This is a genomic window from Arthrobacter sp. MP_M4, assembly GCF_035984855.1.
Taxonomy (GTDB): Bacteria; Actinomycetota; Actinomycetes; order Actinomycetales; family Micrococcaceae; genus Arthrobacter.
On the sequence record NZ_JAXCHX010000004.1, the window covers coordinates 1 to 15,790 of the forward strand.

Sequence of the window (15,790 nt, forward strand, 5' to 3'; positions counted from 1 at the left end):
GCTCTCTTTCGTTGGGCGGTGGGGGTTTCCGGGAGCGGATCCTCCGTTGTCTCCACCACCAACCCTAATACCCTGGGGGGTATGTTGCAAGTGGTTGGCGCCGGGCCCCGGTGGTCAGCTCGCAGGCCTGACGCGCATGCTGGAGGAGAGGGGCTGCAAGGACATCGCGACCGGGCTCGCCGCGGTCTCGAAGGCTCCGGACCGGGCCGGCTTTGCGATCATCGCCAGCAGCCTCGAACAATGCCTTATCATCCGTGCCCGGCGCGAGTTGGAACCCGATCTCCACTCCGTATCTCCTTCCACGACGGTGACGTTCGAGAGGTCCAATCCACGCACCTGGTAGATGCCTGGGACCACCTCCTAGAGTCCCTGCATGCTGTTCAGCTGCGATTCACGCCAAAGGCTTGGGTGCTCCGTGTCGGGTGCTTCCCCCGAAAGGAAGGAGTAACCGTCGTTGTCCCACACCACCGTTCCGTCGGCGGCGTGAACGGCGCCGGGCTCGCGTTTTGCCAGAAAGCCATGCTGTGCAATCGCGAAATCGCGCCGGTCCTCGAATGGCAGTGCGGTCAGGGCTTCAGCGTTGACTCCAGTGACTGCTGCCGATGCTTCCGAAACGTCCATTTCCGCGACCTTCCTGACGGCCGGTCCCGGAGAAAGGCGGGACAGTGCTTGTCTACCAATGGTGGAAAAACTTGCCGCTGTGCATATAGGTCTCAAGACTCACGGCCGGCCGGGAAAGCAGGAGCGTGCCCCATCGCCGTGCAACAGATCAACCGTTTGGATGATCCGGTGACCTCATTGCGCCCGTAGTCTCCCAATATGCTCTTGCCTGCGATCATTTTCATCACCGCTGCCTTGGTCTTCTACTCGATCGGCGTATGGTCGGAGCATCTCCAGCGCGTGTTGAGTTGGTGGCACGCGGGCCTCTTCGCACTTGGCCTGATCTGCGACGGCAGTGGAACCTTCCTTATGACCCGACTTGCCGAATCCGGCAGCAGCACGGACGGTGGAATCGGTACCGGCCTCAACGCCGTCATGGCCGTCACCGGGGCGGCAGCATTGTTGCTAATGCTGGTCCACCTGACGTGGGCCGTCGTTGTGTTGCTGCGCAATCATCAAGCCGAAAAGAAAGCCTTCCACAAGTTTTCACTCATCGTTTGGGGCATCTGGCTCGTTCCTTACCTCACCGGGGCTGTCGGCACCAGCCTGGGCTGAGCACGACCCCTCCCCAGGACGGGGCGCGGAGTGGGAAAGAACATCGCCGAGTCAGGACCCGGGGTGGCCCGGCCACGCTCTGCCCGCCCAGGGGTCGTAGTCAGCAATGAGCCCCTCCTGAGCCGGACGATCCTTTTCGGGAACATGCTGCAGGTTCACCCGGACCCGGTACCAGAGCGAACTCGATCCGCGCATTCCATCCACGAGAATGTCAGCAGGATGCAGCACCGGGAGAATGTCCTTATGCCGGGTCTTCCATTCCTCGAGCGCCGCCAACGCTTCGGGCTTGGTCTTCGTGCGTGCCAGCTCAATCAGGGGCATCACCGACTGGCGCCGGCCCGAGCCGTCCCCGCCGCGCGGCGGTTTCTCGGCGGGGCCCAACTCAGCGGCCAAGGTGAGGAGTCCTTCCAATGAACCGACGGCGTCGTCGATCCCGGCGTGCGGGTCCCCGAGCGCGGCGAAGCGCTTGGGCACGGTGCGGACCGTGAACTCTTCCGGCCGGGCGGAGCGGACTTCGCCCCAGGTGAGCGGCGTCGAGACCCGGGCGTCGGGCAGGGGCCGAATGGAATACGCCGACGCCACGGTGCGGTCCTTGGCGTTCTGGTTGAAGTCGACAAACACACTCTCGCCGCGCTCTTCCTTCCACCACCGTGCGGTGGCGAGGCCCGGCGCGCGTTTTTCGACCTCCCGGGCAAGCGCCTCGGCGGCGAGCCGCACGTCGCGGTACGACCACCGGGGTGCGATGCGCACCAGGATGTGGAGTCCCCGGGAACCGCTCGTCTTCGGCCAGCCCACCAGCCCGACGTCGTCGAGCACCTCCCGCGCGACGCAGGCGACGTCAACGATCTGCGACCAGTCAACCCCCGGCATTGGATCGAGGTCCACCCGGAGTTCGTCGGGGTGCTCAAGGTCCTCGGCCCGCACGGGGTGCGGGTTGAGGTCCAGGCACCCGAGATTCACCACCCACGCCAGGCCTGCAGCACTCCGGATGACAGCCTCTTCGGCGGATGTCCCGGACGCGTAATGCAGTGTCGTTGTGTCGATGAAGTCGGGGTGGTTTTCCGGCACCCGCTTCTGAAAAAACGGCTCGGCGGCGATTCCTTTGGGGAAGCGCTTGAGCACCATGGGCCGTCCACCGGCGCCCCGCAGTGCACCATCAGCCACCGCGAGGTAGTAACGCACCACGTCGAGCTTGGTCAGCCCAGGCCCGGGGAAAAGCACCTTGTCCGGGCTCGAGATCCGAACCTCGGCGCCGTCGATGTCAAGGATCTCGGCGGGCGTCTTCGAGGGATTCATGCCGATACGCTAGCAACGATTGGATGCTCCTACTAGGGCTGTGCTGCTGACATGTTGGGCGGCTGCCCGGCGTGGCGGTGTGCGCGAAGTCAGGGAACGCGTATCTTAACGTGCCAGGGGGTAGCGTGGAAAAGTTTCTGATCGCAGGCGGTAAGGGGAGGCTCGGCGTCGCCGGACCCGGGTTCAACCATGTGGTCTGGGCGCCCGGGTCGCACGTCGACGCCGATGACGCGGCCGAGTGCATCGAGTTATTGCATGACCTGAGTGCTGGCCGGGCGCTGCCCCTGCTGGTGGAAATCTCTGACGTGACCATGAGCGCCGGCGCAAGAAACGCCCTCGAACGCGCCCGGGCCGTCTCCGCTGTCGCCTTGCTGGGATCGACGGTGGTCGACAACGTCGCCGGGGCCGCCCTGGCGCGCCACGACTTTTGCCCGCACGCCTACTTCACCTCGCGGGCGGAGGCCTTGGAGTGGTTGGGCGGTTTTGTCGGCGCGGGCGAACACCATGTGGGCGGAGGAACGGTTACCCACTCCGCCGCCCGTTCGGTTCAGTCCTAGGTTCAGTCCTAGGATCAGGCCACCTGCCAGCTGACCGGCAGCGCCGTCAGCCCATAGACGATGGTGCTATCCATCCGTTCCAGATCTTCTCCCGGGGAGAGTGCCAGGCCGGGCAGCCGTTGTAGGGTTTCTTCCAGCGCGGTCCGCGCTTCCAGCCGTGCCAGCGGAGCGCCGAGGCAAAAGTGAATGCCGTGGCCGAACGCCAGATGCCGGTTCGGGTTCCGGTCGACGTCGAACGCGGCAGGTCGCGGAAATTGCCTCTCGTCGCGGTTCGCAGAGCCGATCCATGCCACGAGCGGGGCGCCGGCCGGTATCGGAACATCACCCAGCATGGTGTCAGCGACCGCCACCCGGTACATGGATTGCACGGGAGACCGGAAGCGGAGCACTTCTTCGATGGCCTGGGGAAGAAGAGACGGCTCCTTCAGTAACCGTTCGATGGTGCCGGGAACTTCCAAAAAGCAGAGAACGGCGTTGCCGATCAGATTGGTGGTTGTCTCGTTGCCGGCGACGAGCAGCAGGCTGCAGAATCCCAGCAATTCTTCAACGCTGAGTTTTTGCCCGTCGATCTCGGCGGAAAGCAGGTTGCTGATCAAATCATTGCCGGGGCGGCTTCGACGCTGGGTGATCAGGTCCAGGAAGTATTCCGTCATCTCACGGTTAGTCGCCTGGTGGTCCTCGTCAACCGCGCCCGTGCGGGTTTGGCTAACGATCACGTCGGACCACGGCTTGAAGCGGTCGCGGTCCTCGGCAGGCACGCCCATCAGTTCAGAGATCACGATCACCGGCAGCGGATATGCCAGTGCGTGGATCAGGTCGGCCGTTCCGAGTCCGGCGATGCCCGCCAGAAGCTCCTCCGTCAGCTGAGCAATGCGGGGTGCTAGCGCGTCCACGGCTTTGGGTGTGAATGCCTGCGTTACCAGGGAGCGCAGCTGCCGGTGGCGCGGCGGGTCGGTGGTGATGAGGCTCGCTGAGAACAAGTGTGCCGACTCGGACGGATCGTCGCAGTCACAGCCTAGTAGCTCGGGGACCGCTACGGTTCAGCCTGGTGTTGAACTGCCGTGTCAGAATCAGGTATGTCCCACCGACTGATGCTGCTCGACACCGCGTCGCTGTACTTCCGTGCCTTCTACGGCGTTCCCGATACCATTCGCCGCGCCGACGGCACACCGGTGAACGCCGTCCGCGGTCTGCTCGACATGATCGCCCGCCTCACGACCGAGTACGACGCGACGCATCTGGTGGCGTGCTGGGATGATGACTGGCGTCCGCAGTGGCGGGTGGACCTCATCCCCGGCTACAAGGCGCACCGGGTAGCAGAGATAGTTGCGGGAGCGCCCGACCTGGAGGTGGTACCGGACGCGCTCAAGGCGCAGCTTCCACTGATTCGCCGGGTGCTGGATTTGGCGGGCATCGCCGTCGTGGGGGCCACAGAGCACGAAGCGGATGACGTCATAGGCACCTACGCCAGCCACGCCGGCCTACCCGTCGACGTCGTAACGGGCGACCGCGACCTCTTCCAAGTGGTCGACGACGCGCGCCAGGTGCGGGTAATTTACACGGCGCGCGGCATGAAGAACCTTGAGATCCTCACCGAGGTGACCGTCGTCGGCAAGTACAGCGTGCTGCCCCAGCAATACGCCGACTATGCCACCCTCCGCGGTGACGCCTCCGATGGGCTGCCCGGGGTGCCCGGCATCGGCGAGAAAACCGCTGCGTCCCTGCTCGGAGAGTTCGGCACGCTTGACGGACTGCTCGCAGCCGCGGCGGAGGCGGACAGCGGCGTATCCCGGTCGGTGCGGTCCAGGCTGGCGGCGGCTACGGACTACCTCGCGGCCGCGCCCGCCGTCGTCAAGGTGGTGCGCGACCTCGAACTGCCGACACTCGAGGAGGCGGGCGCGCAGCTGCGCCCCGTCGCCGATGACCCGCGGGCAGAACTCGAGCGTCTCGCCACCGACTGGAACCTGGGCGCCTCGGCCAAGCGCCTTCTCGAAGCGCTCGACGGGCGGCGTTGAGGCGGGAAACAACATGCCCTCAGGTTCCGCGGACAAAGTCGGGGACGTCCCCACGGCCCGCAATGGAAGCACCATCGAGGTCAAAAATACCGACGCCGAGGACAGGCTGCCCGTCCAGCCCAGCTTCGATCCCTCGGATACCGAGTCAAGACACTGGCATGTGGACCTCTCCGGTCCGGTTGCGCTCAACCGTCTCTGGCGCGCGCTGCCTGAGAAGACGAGAATGGGCTGGTGCGAGACCTTCGCCGGAACACCGCGTCGGACCCCATGAGCGCCGGCGCCCGGACCATCCAGCGCATCTATCTCACGTTGACGCTGGGCAATACCCTTGCGGCGTCCTTCATCTGGGGGATCAACACCCTCTTTCTGCTGGACGCCGGTCTCAGCAATCTTGAGGCTTTTGCCGCGAACGCCTTTTTCACCGCCGGGATGGTGCTGTTTGAGGTCCCCACGGGAGTTGTCGCCGACAGTTGGGGACGCCGCACATCGTTCCTGCTGGGCACCGCGACGCTCGCACTGTCTACCTACCTTTACTACCTGCTCTGGCAGCTTTCGGCCGCGTTTTGGTGGTGGGCGCTCGTATCGGTCCTGCTGGGTCTGGGCTTCACCTTCTTTTCCGGAGCTGTTGAGGCATGGCTCGTTGACGCGCTGCGTTTCTCGGGATACGAGGGCGGGCTCGAAACCGTGCTCGGCCGCGGACTGATGGTGTCGGGCGTAGCCATGCTCATCGGCTCGGTGGCCGGAGGCGTCATCGCGCAGGCCACCAACCTCGGCGTGCCGTTCCTCTTGCGCGTGGGGGTACTGGTGGTCATGTTCATCGTGGCGTTCAGGCTCATGCGTGACGTCGGTTTCACGCCGGAACGCTCGGCCCGTCCGCTGGAAGCGGTCCGCGCCGTGCTGTCGGCCTCTATCGAGAACGGCTTGAAGAATCCGCCAGTACGGTATGTGATGCTGGCCGCGCCGTTCACCGCCGGCGTCGGGATCTACGTGTTTTATGCCCTCCAGCCCTACCTGCTGGAGCTCTTCGGTGATCCGCACGCCTACTCCGTTGCCGGGCTGACAGCAGCCATCGTGGCCGGTGCGCAGGTGCTGGGTGGATGGCTGGCGCCGCGGGTCCGGCGTCTGGTCCGCCGACGCACGACGGTGATGATCATGAGCAGCGTTGCCGGTTCCTTGATTCTGGTGGCCCTGGGGTCGAGCCGCGTGTTCTGGGTGGCGCTGGTTCTGTTGACGGTCTGGGCGCTGGTCTCGTCCGCAGGCACTCCCGTGCGCCAGGCCTACTTGAATGACATGATTGCCTCCAAACAACGGGCCACAGTCCTCAGCTTCGACTCGCTCATGGGATCAAGCGGTGGAGTGGCCGTGCAACCGTTGCTCGGCCGGGCGGCGGACGTCTACGGCTACGCAGCCTCACTGGCGATTGGCGGCATCATTGAACTGATTGCGGTGCCTTTCCTGCTGGCCAGCCGCCGGCAGCGCAACCCCGCCGATCAGGCCATTGTCCCCGCCAGCGGAACGAATCCGGACGCGCAGCCGTCGTAGCCGACGGCGGGTTCATCGACGTATTGACTCTCCAGCGCCTGAGCCTACGATGGTGCGCATCAGCACCTGCGCCGGGTGGGCGCCGAACGGCCATTTAGCTGGCGGGTAGCGGCTGGGGTGGCTGCCGGGAACCCGATCAAGGCTGACCAAAAAGGGAGATACCATCATGTTGAAGGATCTTGATGTCATAGCAGTCCTTCCGGCGAAGGACATCGTCCGGGCGAGTAACTTCTACCGCGACGTGCTCGGTTTGGAGCCGGCGGAGTCCATGGACGAGGAAAACCTGATATACCGCTGCGGCAAAGGCACGGCGTTCCTTCTCTATCAAACGGGCAATGCCGGAACTGCGAAGAACACCCAGATGGGGTGGGAAACCAACGACATCGAGGCCGAGGTCAAAGACCTGCGCGCCCGCGGTGTTGTCTTCGAGGAGTACGACTTTCCCGGTCTGAAAACGGAGAACGGAATAGCGTCGACGCCGGTTGGCAAGGCCGCGTGGTTCCTCGACAGCGAGGGCAACATCCTCAATCTGTCTCAGAGCCAATAGCTCCGGCATCGGCGGCGAGCGCAGCGGGCGGGCCCTCCTGTGCACTGACGGCCTCGTTAGGGAGCCGGCCGGTCATAAACAATCCCGCGATCGCCAGCAACGCGCTCAGGGCAAGAGCCGTCCGCAGTGCGTCCAGCCGGGAGACGGAGTTGACGGACATGACGGCATCAGCCGTCGTCTGGTCCACGCCGGCGCGATTCAGCGCGCCCCGCAGCTGGGTGTCGGACAGGAAGGGGACGCCGCTGGCCAACTGGACCTTAGCCTGGTCCTGCACCTGGCTGGGAACGGCGGGATTGTCCTGGATACCTGCCATGAGTGAGGTGCCGAGGGTGGCGATGAGCACCGACCCGATCAGCGCGGTGCCCATGGAAGCCCCGAGGTTGGTGGCAGTGTTCTGCAACCCGCCGACCTCTGCCGATTGTGAGTCCGGTACGGCGGAGACCGTGACAGCACCCAATTGGGACGACAGAGCACCCAGCCCGAAACCCATGAGCAGCATGGGCACGGCGACAATGCGTGCATCCGCGCCGGGGTCCATCCCGGCCACGAGGACCAGGATGCCGGCGATCATCAGGAAGAACCCCCACCGGACCACGCGGCGGGGGCTGGCTTGCGGTCTGACCTTGGGGATGCCGACGGCGGCCAGTATCAGGGCAACTGACAGTGGAAAGATCCGAATTCCGGTCTCCAGCGCGCTCAGTTCCAACACGACGGACAAGAAGAGCGGGATGGTGAAAAACACGCCGGCCTGCACCAGGAACTGCGCGAAAAAGACGCTGAGGCCGCCGGTGAGACGCTCGTTTCGAAACAGCCCGGGGTCGATCAACGGGTCGCCACCTACCGAAGCCAGGTGCGTGGTCCGCCGCAGGAACAGATACAGAACGAGCATCCCGCCGATCAGCAGCCACACAACGGGGGAGAGGCCAAGGAGAGTCGGCGCTCCAGGCTTGGCCTGCACCCAGCCCCACTCGCCGGAGCGCAGCACGCCGTAAACGACCGTTCCGAGTCCGAGGATGGACAATCCGGAGCCCGCCAGATCCAGCCGGACCTTGGCCGGAGCAATGTCCTCGACCCGGCGCAGGACCAGCAGGATCAGCAGGACAATGCCGACTTCGCCGACGAAGACATACCGCCAGGAAGCAAAAGTCGTCACGGCGCCGCCGATCAGAGGGCCGGCGGCGACCGCCATGGCGCCTGCCGCAGCTACAAGTCCGTAGGCGGCGCCGCGGCGCTCCGGCGGAAAATTGGCCGCGACCAGCGAGACAATGGCGGGCATGATCAGGGCAGCGCCGATCCCCTCAAAGAGGGACCAACCGATGAGAAGGACGGCGAGGTTGGGGGCCAGAGCCGTGGTCAACGAGCCGACCGCGTAAAGGACCAAACCCAGCGCGAACGCCCGCCGGCGCCCGAGGATGGTCCCCACCTTGCCGCCGGTGATCATCAGTGATGCCATGACCAGCGTGTAGAGGGTGATCGCCGTCTGGATGCCGGTGATCGTCGTTCCCAGGTCGGCAGCCACCGTGGCCATCGAAACGTTCATCACCGAACTGTCAAGCGTCATCAGGAACTGGCCGCTACCGAGGACCACCAGCACCAGCCCGGAGCCTCTCCGGGCAGTGGTCGACACCCCGGAACTCATGGTTCCATCCAGTCGCGTGTACCCGACGTCCTCGCGCGCATGAGCGCCATGCTCCGCGCACTCGGGCGCACTGTCAAGAACCGCACCTTACTTCGGGCGGCCTCCGTGACCTAGAGTGGGGCCTCAAGAACCGTCGTCAGGAGTGGCCCATGATTACGCTGCAGATTGAACACCAGGTCCGGGACTTCGACATGTGGAGGAGCGCATTCGACAGTGATCCGCTGAATCGTGCGGCCTCCGGGGTGCGGTCATACCGGATCTCCCGCCCGCTCGACCAGCAGGACTACGTGATGCTGGAGATGGACTTTGATACCCAGGAAGCCGCGGTGGACTTCCTGGGGCGGCTGCAGAACGACACGTGGAAGACCGGAGTGACGGCGCCGTCACTGGTGGGTGAGCCGTCCACCAGGATCGTGGAGACGGTGGCCATCGAGGAAGTGGTTGCCGGCGGTTCCCCGGGATAATCTTGGGGTATGACTGCCGCTGCCGAATCCACCATCAGTTTTGACTGCCTCTTTGCCACGGAGTTGGCAGAGATGTCCATCCCCTGGCAGGCGGAGGTGGCCCCGGACCCGCGGCTTCTGGTTCTCAACGAGCCGTTGGCCAGGGAGCTCGGCTTCGACCCTTCGTATCTTCAGGGGCCGGACGGGGTGCGGTTCCTGATCGGCAACCTGGTCCTCTCCGGCGCCACTCCTGTGGCGCAGGCCTATGCTGGCCACCAGTTCGGTGGATTCGCCCCCCGGCTCGGCGACGGGCGTGCCCTCCTGCTGGGTGAAATCACGGACCCCGGCGGACTCCTCCACGACGTGCATCTCAAAGGCTCCGGACGCACACCCTTCTCCCGTGGCGGAGACGGCCAAGCCGCTGTCGGTCCGATGCTTCGGGAATACATCATCAGTGAATCCATGCACGCACTGGGCATCCCCACTACGCGGTCGCTCGCTGTGGTGGCCACGGGACGCCCTGTTGCCCGCGAAACCATGCTGCCAGGAGCAGTGCTCACCCGTGTCGCCAGCAGCCACCTGCGGGTCGGCAGCTTCCAGTACGCCCGGGCCACGGGCGACCTACAGCTGCTGCGCCGCCTTGCGGACCACGCAATAAGCCGCCATCACCCCGGCGCTGCCGAGGCCCGGAACCCCTACCTCGCCCTGTTCGAAGCGGTGATGGCCGCGCAGGCGTCCCTGGTGGCTCAGTGGATGCTGGTCGGGTTCGTTCACGGCGTCATGAACACTGACAACATGACGATCTCCGGTGAGACCATCGACTACGGTCCCTGCGCCTTCCTTGACGCCTTCGACCCCGCCGCGGTCTACAGCTCCATCGACGAAACCGGACGTTACGCCTACCGCAATCAGCCCGTTATCGCAGAATGGAATCTCACGCGGCTTGCGGAGGCCCTTCTGCCCCTGCTGCACGACGATCAGGAGCAGGCGGTGGTCCTCGCGCAGGAGTCCCTTCCCAGGTTCCGCCAGCAGTACAGCGCCGCCTGGACGGCGGGCATGAAGGCTAAAATCGGCTTGGCTGATGACCTGGACGACGACGTGGCAGCGTCAGTCATCGACGGGTTGCTCGGACTTCTCCAGGAGGGCCAGCCCGACCACACCTCCTTCTTCCGGAATCTCGGCGCGGCCGCCCGCGGCAACGGTGCCCCCGCGCGGAACATGTTTTCGGATCCGGCAGCGTTCACCGCGTGGGCGGAGCAATGGGCCACCGTGAGCCCCGATGCCGACGCAATGGACCGGGTCAACCCCGTCTACATTCCCCGGAACCACCTGGTCGAGGAGGCGCTTGATGCCGCCACGGAGGGAGACCTGGTTCCGTTCCAACGACTCCTGGATGCCGTAACAAGCCCCTATGCCGCGCGTCCGGGCCAGGAGAAGTACGCGGCAGCGGCACCCCCGGAATTCGGCGCGTACCGGACATTCTGCGGAACCTGAACCGCGCCGGCTCCTGCCCCTGGGCGGCCAGATGCCGTCGGCCCCGAAAGCAGGGCCGCTGACCTCAGCTCAGTGTGGATGCCCTGACCACCAGTTCCGGCGGAAACACAATCTGCTGCGGGACAAAGCCCGGATCCGGGGCTGCCTCCCGGAGCAGCAACTCCAGCGCTGTCGAGCCAATCATCGCGCTGGGCTGCCGGATGGAGGACAACGGGACCACAGCGGCGGCCGCGAAGTCGATGTCGTCGTAGCCAATCAGGGCTATCTCCCGTGGAACCTGCACGCCGCCCATCAGCATCAGGCCCTGCAGGACGCCCACCGCGAGCAAATCGTTGGCGGCAAAGATTGCATCCGGCCTTTCGGCCAGCGGGCGGAACCGGATGGCTTCGCCTGCGGAGCGGCCCGAGAGGACCGTCAGGGATTCCGTCGCGAAAACTTCCAAGGTGGCATCAGGAACCGATTTCATCGCCTTACGCGCCCCGGAAAGCCTGTCGGCCACCTGGCGGATACTCTCCGGGCCGCCCACGAAGGCAATCCGCCGCCTGCCCAGGGACAGCAGGTGGGCGACGGCCATCTCTCCGCCGGCCAGGTCATCGACTGCAACTGAAGAAAAGCTCAGGTTGTCCGTCTGCCGGTCGACCAGGACTGTGGGGATTCCCCGCCGGCGCAGTTGTTCCAGTCTGGCGATCACGTTGCCCACGGGGGAGATCAACACTCCACGGACACGCTGCTGCTCAAAAAGATCCAGATAGGCTGCCTCCCGTCCCGCATCCTCACTGCTGTTGCCCACCAGGACGGTGAAATGTTCGGTCGCCGCCCGGTCTTCCGCGCCGCGGGCCAGGTCGGTGAAGAAAGGGTTTGCGGCGTCCAGTACGACCAGTCCAACGCTGTGGCTCATGCCTGCCCGAAGCTGTCGGGCAGCGTCGTTGCGCACGAACCCTAGCTTGTCGATCGCTGACTGCACCCGTGACGTGACCTCTGCGGAGACCTTTTCCGGCCGGTTCAGGACATTGGACACCGTTCCGACGGAGACACCGGCAAGGGCCGCGACATCCTTGACGCTGGCTGAAACCATTCCTGAGCTCCTGAATGCGGGTGCCGCTGCCTTGAGCGGGCGTAGTTGCGTACCGATGTTGTGCCCTCAGGATACCCGCCCCGGACACGGTTGAACCCTTTCAATGGAACGTTCTAAGACTTCGGCGTCCGGTGCCCCGCACCTATTGACGGCGGGGACTCTGCGCTCATATGATACAAATCACAACGCTCTGAAACGATTCATTTGAAGTCCTCCCAGCCTCAAAGGTGCGGTTATCTCTATGCAGCAGACAGACAGCTCCCGGTCCGGTCCCACCGCGGATGGACCAGGGCCGGCGCTCACCCTTTCCCACGCGTCCAAGACTTTCGGACCGGTAATAGCGCTGGCCGACGGGACAATCGAGATACTGCCCGGTGAAATCCATGCCCTCGTCGGCGAGAACGGCGCCGGCAAGTCCACCCTGGTCAAGATTTTGGCCGGCCTGCACCATCCGGACTCGGGCGACTTCAGGGTCAGCGGGGAAAGCGTCCAATTCCGCAACGTCGGTGAGAGCAAGGCCGCCGGTATCTCCGTGATCTACCAGGAGCCCACGCTCTTCCCGGACCTCAGCGTGGCGGAGAACATCTTCGTCGGGCGCCAACCCAAAGGCCGGTTCGGCCTGATCAGCAAGGCCGCGATGGTCCGCGAGGCCAGCAAGCTGTTCGAGCGGCTCGGCGTCCCCATCGATCCGGCGAGGATTGCCGAAGGGCTCTCCATCGCAGACCAGCAGATTATTGAGATTGCCAAGGCCATTTCGCTCGACGCCAAAGTCCTTGTCATGGACGAGCCGACGGCTGCGCTGAGCGGCGTGGAAGTGGAGCGCCTCTTCGCCGTGGCGCGCGCGCTCCGGGACAAAGGAACAGGCATCCTCTTTATCTCCCACCGCTTCGACGAGGTCTTCGCCCTGTGTGAGCGGATCACCGTCATGCGCGACGGCCGGTATATCGCCACCCACCGGACGGCCGATGTCACCGTCGCGGCAATCGTTCGGGAGATGGTGGGACGGGACGTCGAGGCGCTCTTTCCCAAGACGGTCGCAGAGATTGGGGACACCGTCCTGCAAGTCGACGGGCTCAGCCGGGCCGGTGTCTTCCGCGATATCACCTTTAACGTCCGCGCCGGCGAGATCGTGGCCTTGGCCGGACTGGTGGGCGCCGGCCGCACCGAGGTGGCACGCGCCGTTTTCGGGATCGACCCCTACGACGCCGGCGGGATCAGTTTCCGGGGCCGCCAGCTCAAGCCACGCGACCCGCAGGCGGCCATCCTGTCGGGCATGGGATTCGTTCCCGAGGACCGCCGCAAACAGGGACTGGTCATGAACCTGTCGGTCGCCCGTAACGTCACCCTCACCCTGCGCAACAAGCTGGCGACCGCAGGACTGATCAGCGGCGCCGCCGAACGTAGGGCCGCAGAGGACTGGAGCAAGAAGCTACAGGTCAAGGCGGGATCGCAGGAGCACGCCGTCTCCACCCTTTCCGGCGGGAACCAGCAAAAGGTGGTTCTCGCCAAGTGGCTGGCTACGGACCCGCAACTGCTCATCATCGACGAGCCCACGCGCGGCATCGACGTCGGAACGAAAAGCGAGGTCCACCGGCTCATCTCCGACCTCGCGGGGCGAGGAATCGCGATTCTCATGATCTCTTCGGAATTGCCCGAAGTGCTCGGCATGGCGGACCGGGTGCTTGTCATGCGCGAAGGCCGGATTACCGCCGAACTTGACCGCTCAGCGGCAACCCCGGAATCCGTGATGCACGCGGCCACCACTTCCGCAGGAGGAACCTCGTGAGCTCAGCCCTGGACCACAAGAAGCCCACGACGGCGGTGCCCGCCGGCGGTGCCCGGGGTGCGGTCGCCTCGACGCTGCGGTTGCGGGAACTCCCCGTCATCATCGCGCTGGTGCTGCTGGTGTTCGTCACCTACCTGATCAACCCGCTGTTCCTCACCCCGCAAGGAGTCAAAGACCTGCTGCTTAACGCCACGATCGTGATGATCCTGGCAGCGGGCCAGACCTTACTGATCATCACGCGGAATATTGACCTTTCGGTGGGTTCGATGCTGGGACTGGTAGCCTTCGGCACCGGCTCCATCTTCTCCGCGATGCCAGATCTGCCGATTGTGGCGGTGTTCGGAATCGGCATGGCGTTCGGCGCCCTTCTCGGGGCCGTCAACGGCCTCCTGGTGACCGCAGCCAAAGTTCCTGCACTCGTTATCACCCTCGGAACACTGTACGTTTTCCGCGGCCTGAACAACGCCTGGGCGGGGGGAAAACAGTACTTCGCCGGCGACCGGCCGGAGGCTTTCGGTGCGCTCTCGGTGGACACCATCCTGGGGTTTCCCATCATTACCCTGGTGGCCATCCTGGTGGTCGCCGTGGTGGCGGTGTACATGGCCGGCACCCGCCCCGGGCGGGACCTGTACGCCATCGGCTCGGACCCGGACGCGGCGACCGCCTTCGGCATTAAGGTGTCCCAGCGCGTGTTCCTGGCCTTTTTGGCCAACGGCGCCCTGGCGGGCCTGGCCGGCGTCCTCTACGCCAGCCGGTTCAACTCCGTCGGCGCCACCACCGGCACCGGTCTGGAGCTGACAGTCGTAGCTGCCGCCGTCGTCGGGGGAGTGGCCATCTTCGGAGGCAGTGGTTCGGTGACCGGAGCCGCCCTCGGCGCCCTGCTCCTGACCACCATCACCAGCTCCCTGACCGCCCTTCGGGTTGACAAGTTCTGGCAGCAGGCAATCGTGGGAGTACTGATCCTGACAGCCATCATCATCGACCGCGTGGCGAGTCTGCGGACGGCCAGGAAACTTCGGGTAAGCGAGGCTCGCAATGTCTGAGACAACATCCACCGCCGGCACAGTTCCGGCGCCGGTAGCTGACAGCACCAGGCCGCTGGCCTCCGAGCCCAAGGGCAGGACCGGGGCGGCGCGGGTCCTCGCGGGTCGGGATGCCATCACCATCTATGCGCTCATCGCTTTCCTGATCTACGCAGCCACCGCTATCCCGAGATTCGCCTCACCGGTCACCACCGGGTTCTTGCTTCTGGACGTGATTCCGGTCCTGCTGATCGCCATGCCGATGACCCTGATCATCATTACCGGTGAGATCGATCTATCCGTCGCGAGCATTGCAGGATTGAGCAGTGCCCTTATGGGGGTGCTCTGGGCCGGCGGCATGGACATCTGGCTGGTGCTGGGGATCAGTGTTCTGGCCGGTTTCGCGGCCGGAATGTTCAACGGATTCCTGATCGCGGTGCTGGGGTTGCCGTCCCTTGCCGTCACCATCGGCACCCTGGCCCTCTTCCGGGGCCTGGCCCTGGTCATCATCGGCGACAACGCCGTAGCCAACTTCCCGAAAACCCTCACAGCCTTTTTCACCTCCAAACTCGGCGGCACGGGGATCCCGACCGTCATGATCGGTGTGGTGGCGGTGATCATCTTCTTCGGGGTCCTGCTGCACCTCACGCCTTTTGGGCGCGGACTCTACGCCATGGGCTACAGCAAGGAAGCCGCCAGCTTTGTAGGCATCAAGGTGGCCCGCAGCAAATTCTGGCTGTACGTAGCGTCAGGTGTGGTCTCCGCCCTGGCCGGAATCTACTGGACCCTGCGCTACACCAGTGCCCGCAGCGACAACGCGTCCGGCCTGGAACTTGCCGTCATCGCCGCTGTCCTGCTCGGTGGTGTCTCGATCTTCGGCGGGAAGGGATCCATCCCCGGCGTGATCGCCGGTGTCCTGCTGATCGGCACCCTGAACTACGCGCTCCGCCTGGCCCGCGTGTCCGACGTCGTCCTCATCACGGTGACCGGGCTCCTGCTGATCGTCTCGGTCGTGGCGCCAAGCGTCGGCACGGCAATCCGGGAATGGCGCCATAGCCGGCGCGTCCGCCGGAGCCTGACCGGAGGTAACACCTAACCATTTGTACCCACCGCATCACCCCAACCGCCTCCACAAAGGACCGGCTGAACCGACCGCACA

The 15,790-nt window shown here is 64.9% G+C and carries 17 protein-coding genes; 12 read left to right on the plus strand and 5 right to left on the minus strand.

Annotated elements, in window-relative coordinates; genetic code table 11:
* The first annotated feature begins 67 nt into the window (after positions 1-67).
* Complete coding sequence (locus tag RCH15_RS05460) at positions 68-343, plus strand: metal-sensitive transcriptional regulator (protein WP_326959136.1); 276 nt, start codon at positions 68-70, stop codon at positions 341-343.
* Between the two features lie 17 nt (positions 344-360).
* On the opposite strand, the gene RCH15_RS05465 is transcribed toward RCH15_RS05460, so the two are convergent.
* Positions 361-621, minus strand: coding sequence for a hypothetical protein (locus RCH15_RS05465; RefSeq protein WP_326958851.1), 261 nt, complete (start codon positions 619-621; stop codon positions 361-363).
* 198 nt (positions 622-819) lie between these two features.
* Here RCH15_RS05465 and RCH15_RS05470 point away from each other — a divergent pair, with 198 nt between their 5' ends.
* On the plus strand, positions 820-1,215 hold the full coding sequence (locus RCH15_RS05470; protein WP_326958854.1) for an HsmA family protein: 396 nt from the start codon (positions 820-822) through the stop codon (positions 1,213-1,215).
* 51 nt (positions 1,216-1,266) lie between these two features.
* On the opposite strand, the gene ligD is transcribed toward RCH15_RS05470, so the two are convergent.
* On the minus strand, positions 1,267-2,511 hold the full coding sequence (gene ligD, locus RCH15_RS05475) for a non-homologous end-joining DNA ligase (RefSeq protein ID WP_326958856.1): 1,245 nt from the start codon (positions 2,509-2,511) through the stop codon (positions 1,267-1,269).
* 125 nt (positions 2,512-2,636) lie between these two features.
* Here ligD and RCH15_RS05480 point away from each other — a divergent pair, with 125 nt between their 5' ends.
* The gene (locus tag RCH15_RS05480; protein ID WP_326958858.1) at positions 2,637-3,068 is read left to right on the plus strand and encodes a DUF7793 family protein; all 432 of its coding nucleotides are present in this window, start codon (positions 2,637-2,639) and stop codon (positions 3,066-3,068) included.
* A gap of 14 nt (positions 3,069-3,082) precedes the next feature.
* On the opposite strand, the gene RCH15_RS05485 is transcribed toward RCH15_RS05480, so the two are convergent.
* Positions 3,083-4,048 (minus strand): cytochrome P450, encoded by a 966-nt coding sequence (locus RCH15_RS05485; protein WP_326958859.1) that lies wholly within the window; start codon positions 4,046-4,048, stop codon positions 3,083-3,085.
* A gap of 96 nt (positions 4,049-4,144) precedes the next feature.
* Between RCH15_RS05485 and RCH15_RS05490 the strand changes: the two genes are divergently transcribed.
* From RCH15_RS05490 to RCH15_RS05505, 4 genes are all read left to right on the plus strand, one after another.
* Positions 4,145-5,083, plus strand: coding sequence for a 5'-3' exonuclease (locus tag RCH15_RS05490; RefSeq protein WP_326958860.1), 939 nt, complete (start codon positions 4,145-4,147; stop codon positions 5,081-5,083).
* Between the two features lie 13 nt (positions 5,084-5,096).
* Positions 5,097-5,354, plus strand: coding sequence for a hypothetical protein (locus tag RCH15_RS19075; RefSeq protein WP_409017541.1), 258 nt, complete (start codon positions 5,097-5,099; stop codon positions 5,352-5,354).
* Positions 5,351-6,625 carry an MFS transporter gene (locus RCH15_RS05500; protein ID WP_326959137.1) on the plus strand — a complete coding sequence of 425 codons (1,275 nt, stop codon included), beginning with the start codon at positions 5,351-5,353 and terminating at the stop codon, positions 6,623-6,625. The genes RCH15_RS19075 and RCH15_RS05500 overlap by 4 nt, the downstream gene beginning before the upstream one ends.
* 166 nt (positions 6,626-6,791) lie before the next feature.
* Entirely contained in the window at positions 6,792-7,172 is a 381-nt protein-coding gene (locus tag RCH15_RS05505) for a VOC family protein (RefSeq protein ID WP_326958861.1), read from the plus strand.
* Here the strand turns inward: RCH15_RS05505 and RCH15_RS05510 are convergent.
* Positions 7,150-8,811 carry an MFS transporter gene (locus tag RCH15_RS05510; RefSeq protein ID WP_326958862.1) on the minus strand — a complete coding sequence of 554 codons (1,662 nt, stop codon included), beginning with the start codon at positions 8,809-8,811 and terminating at the stop codon, positions 7,150-7,152. The two genes, RCH15_RS05505 and RCH15_RS05510, sit on opposite strands and share 23 nt — an antisense overlap.
* A 149-nt stretch (positions 8,812-8,960) precedes the next feature.
* Here RCH15_RS05510 and RCH15_RS05515 point away from each other — a divergent pair, with 149 nt between their 5' ends.
* Both RCH15_RS05515 and RCH15_RS05520 read left to right on the plus strand, forming a co-directional pair.
* Positions 8,961-9,275: a hypothetical protein gene (locus RCH15_RS05515; RefSeq protein ID WP_326958863.1), complete on the plus strand. Its 315-nt coding sequence runs from the start codon at positions 8,961-8,963 to the stop codon at positions 9,273-9,275.
* Between the two features lie 9 nt (positions 9,276-9,284).
* Positions 9,285-10,748: a protein adenylyltransferase SelO gene (locus RCH15_RS05520; RefSeq protein WP_326958864.1), complete on the plus strand. Its 1,464-nt coding sequence runs from the start codon at positions 9,285-9,287 to the stop codon at positions 10,746-10,748.
* Positions 10,749-10,812: 64 nt separating this feature from the next.
* On the opposite strand, the gene RCH15_RS05525 is transcribed toward RCH15_RS05520, so the two are convergent.
* Positions 10,813-11,823 (minus strand): LacI family DNA-binding transcriptional regulator, encoded by a 1,011-nt coding sequence (locus RCH15_RS05525; protein ID WP_326958865.1) that lies wholly within the window; start codon positions 11,821-11,823, stop codon positions 10,813-10,815.
* Between the two features lie 241 nt (positions 11,824-12,064).
* On the opposite strand from RCH15_RS05525, the gene RCH15_RS05530 reads away from it, so the two are divergent.
* From RCH15_RS05530 to RCH15_RS05540, 3 genes are read left to right on the plus strand one after another with little or no spacing between them, the layout of a single operon-like run.
* Positions 12,065-13,609 (plus strand): sugar ABC transporter ATP-binding protein, encoded by a 1,545-nt coding sequence (locus tag RCH15_RS05530; RefSeq protein WP_326958866.1) that lies wholly within the window; start codon positions 12,065-12,067, stop codon positions 13,607-13,609.
* Positions 13,606-14,652 carry an ABC transporter permease gene (locus RCH15_RS05535; RefSeq protein ID WP_326958867.1) on the plus strand — a complete coding sequence of 349 codons (1,047 nt, stop codon included), beginning with the start codon at positions 13,606-13,608 and terminating at the stop codon, positions 14,650-14,652. Before RCH15_RS05530 ends, RCH15_RS05535 begins: the two co-directional genes overlap by 4 nt.
* Entirely contained in the window at positions 14,645-15,727 is a 1,083-nt protein-coding gene (locus RCH15_RS05540; RefSeq protein WP_326958868.1) for an ABC transporter permease, read from the plus strand. Before RCH15_RS05535 ends, RCH15_RS05540 begins: the two co-directional genes overlap by 8 nt.
* The last annotated feature ends 63 nt before the right edge of the window (positions 15,728-15,790 follow it).

Bases quoted from the DNA above. Each gene is read 5' to 3' on its own strand.
- RCH15_RS05530 (WP_326958866.1), top strand. From the start codon at position 12,065: ATGCAGCAGACAGACAGCTCCCGGTCCGGTCCCACCGCGGATGGACCA.
- RCH15_RS05515 (WP_326958863.1), top strand. From the start codon at position 8,961: ATGATTACGCTGCAGATTGAACACCAGGTCCGGGACTTCGACATGTGG.
- RCH15_RS05490 (WP_326958860.1), top strand. From the start codon at position 4,145: ATGTCCCACCGACTGATGCTGCTCGACACCGCGTCGCTGTACTTCCGT.
- ligD (WP_326958856.1), bottom strand. From the start codon at position 2,511: ATGAATCCCTCGAAGACGCCCGCCGAGATCCTTGACATCGACGGCGCC.
- RCH15_RS05540 (WP_326958868.1), top strand. From the start codon at position 14,645: ATGTCTGAGACAACATCCACCGCCGGCACAGTTCCGGCGCCGGTAGCT.
- RCH15_RS05525 (WP_326958865.1), bottom strand. From the start codon at position 11,823: ATGGTTTCAGCCAGCGTCAAGGATGTCGCGGCCCTTGCCGGTGTCTCC.
- RCH15_RS05465 (WP_326958851.1), bottom strand. From the start codon at position 621: ATGGACGTTTCGGAAGCATCGGCAGCAGTCACTGGAGTCAACGCTGAA.
- RCH15_RS05520 (WP_326958864.1), top strand. From the start codon at position 9,285: ATGACTGCCGCTGCCGAATCCACCATCAGTTTTGACTGCCTCTTTGCC.
- RCH15_RS05470 (WP_326958854.1), top strand. From the start codon at position 820: ATGCTCTTGCCTGCGATCATTTTCATCACCGCTGCCTTGGTCTTCTAC.
- RCH15_RS05510 (WP_326958862.1), bottom strand. From the start codon at position 8,811: ATGAGTTCCGGGGTGTCGACCACTGCCCGGAGAGGCTCCGGGCTGGTG.
- RCH15_RS19075 (WP_409017541.1), top strand. From the start codon at position 5,097: ATGCCCTCAGGTTCCGCGGACAAAGTCGGGGACGTCCCCACGGCCCGC.
- RCH15_RS05500 (WP_326959137.1), top strand. From the start codon at position 5,351: ATGAGCGCCGGCGCCCGGACCATCCAGCGCATCTATCTCACGTTGACG.
- RCH15_RS05505 (WP_326958861.1), top strand. From the start codon at position 6,792: ATGTTGAAGGATCTTGATGTCATAGCAGTCCTTCCGGCGAAGGACATC.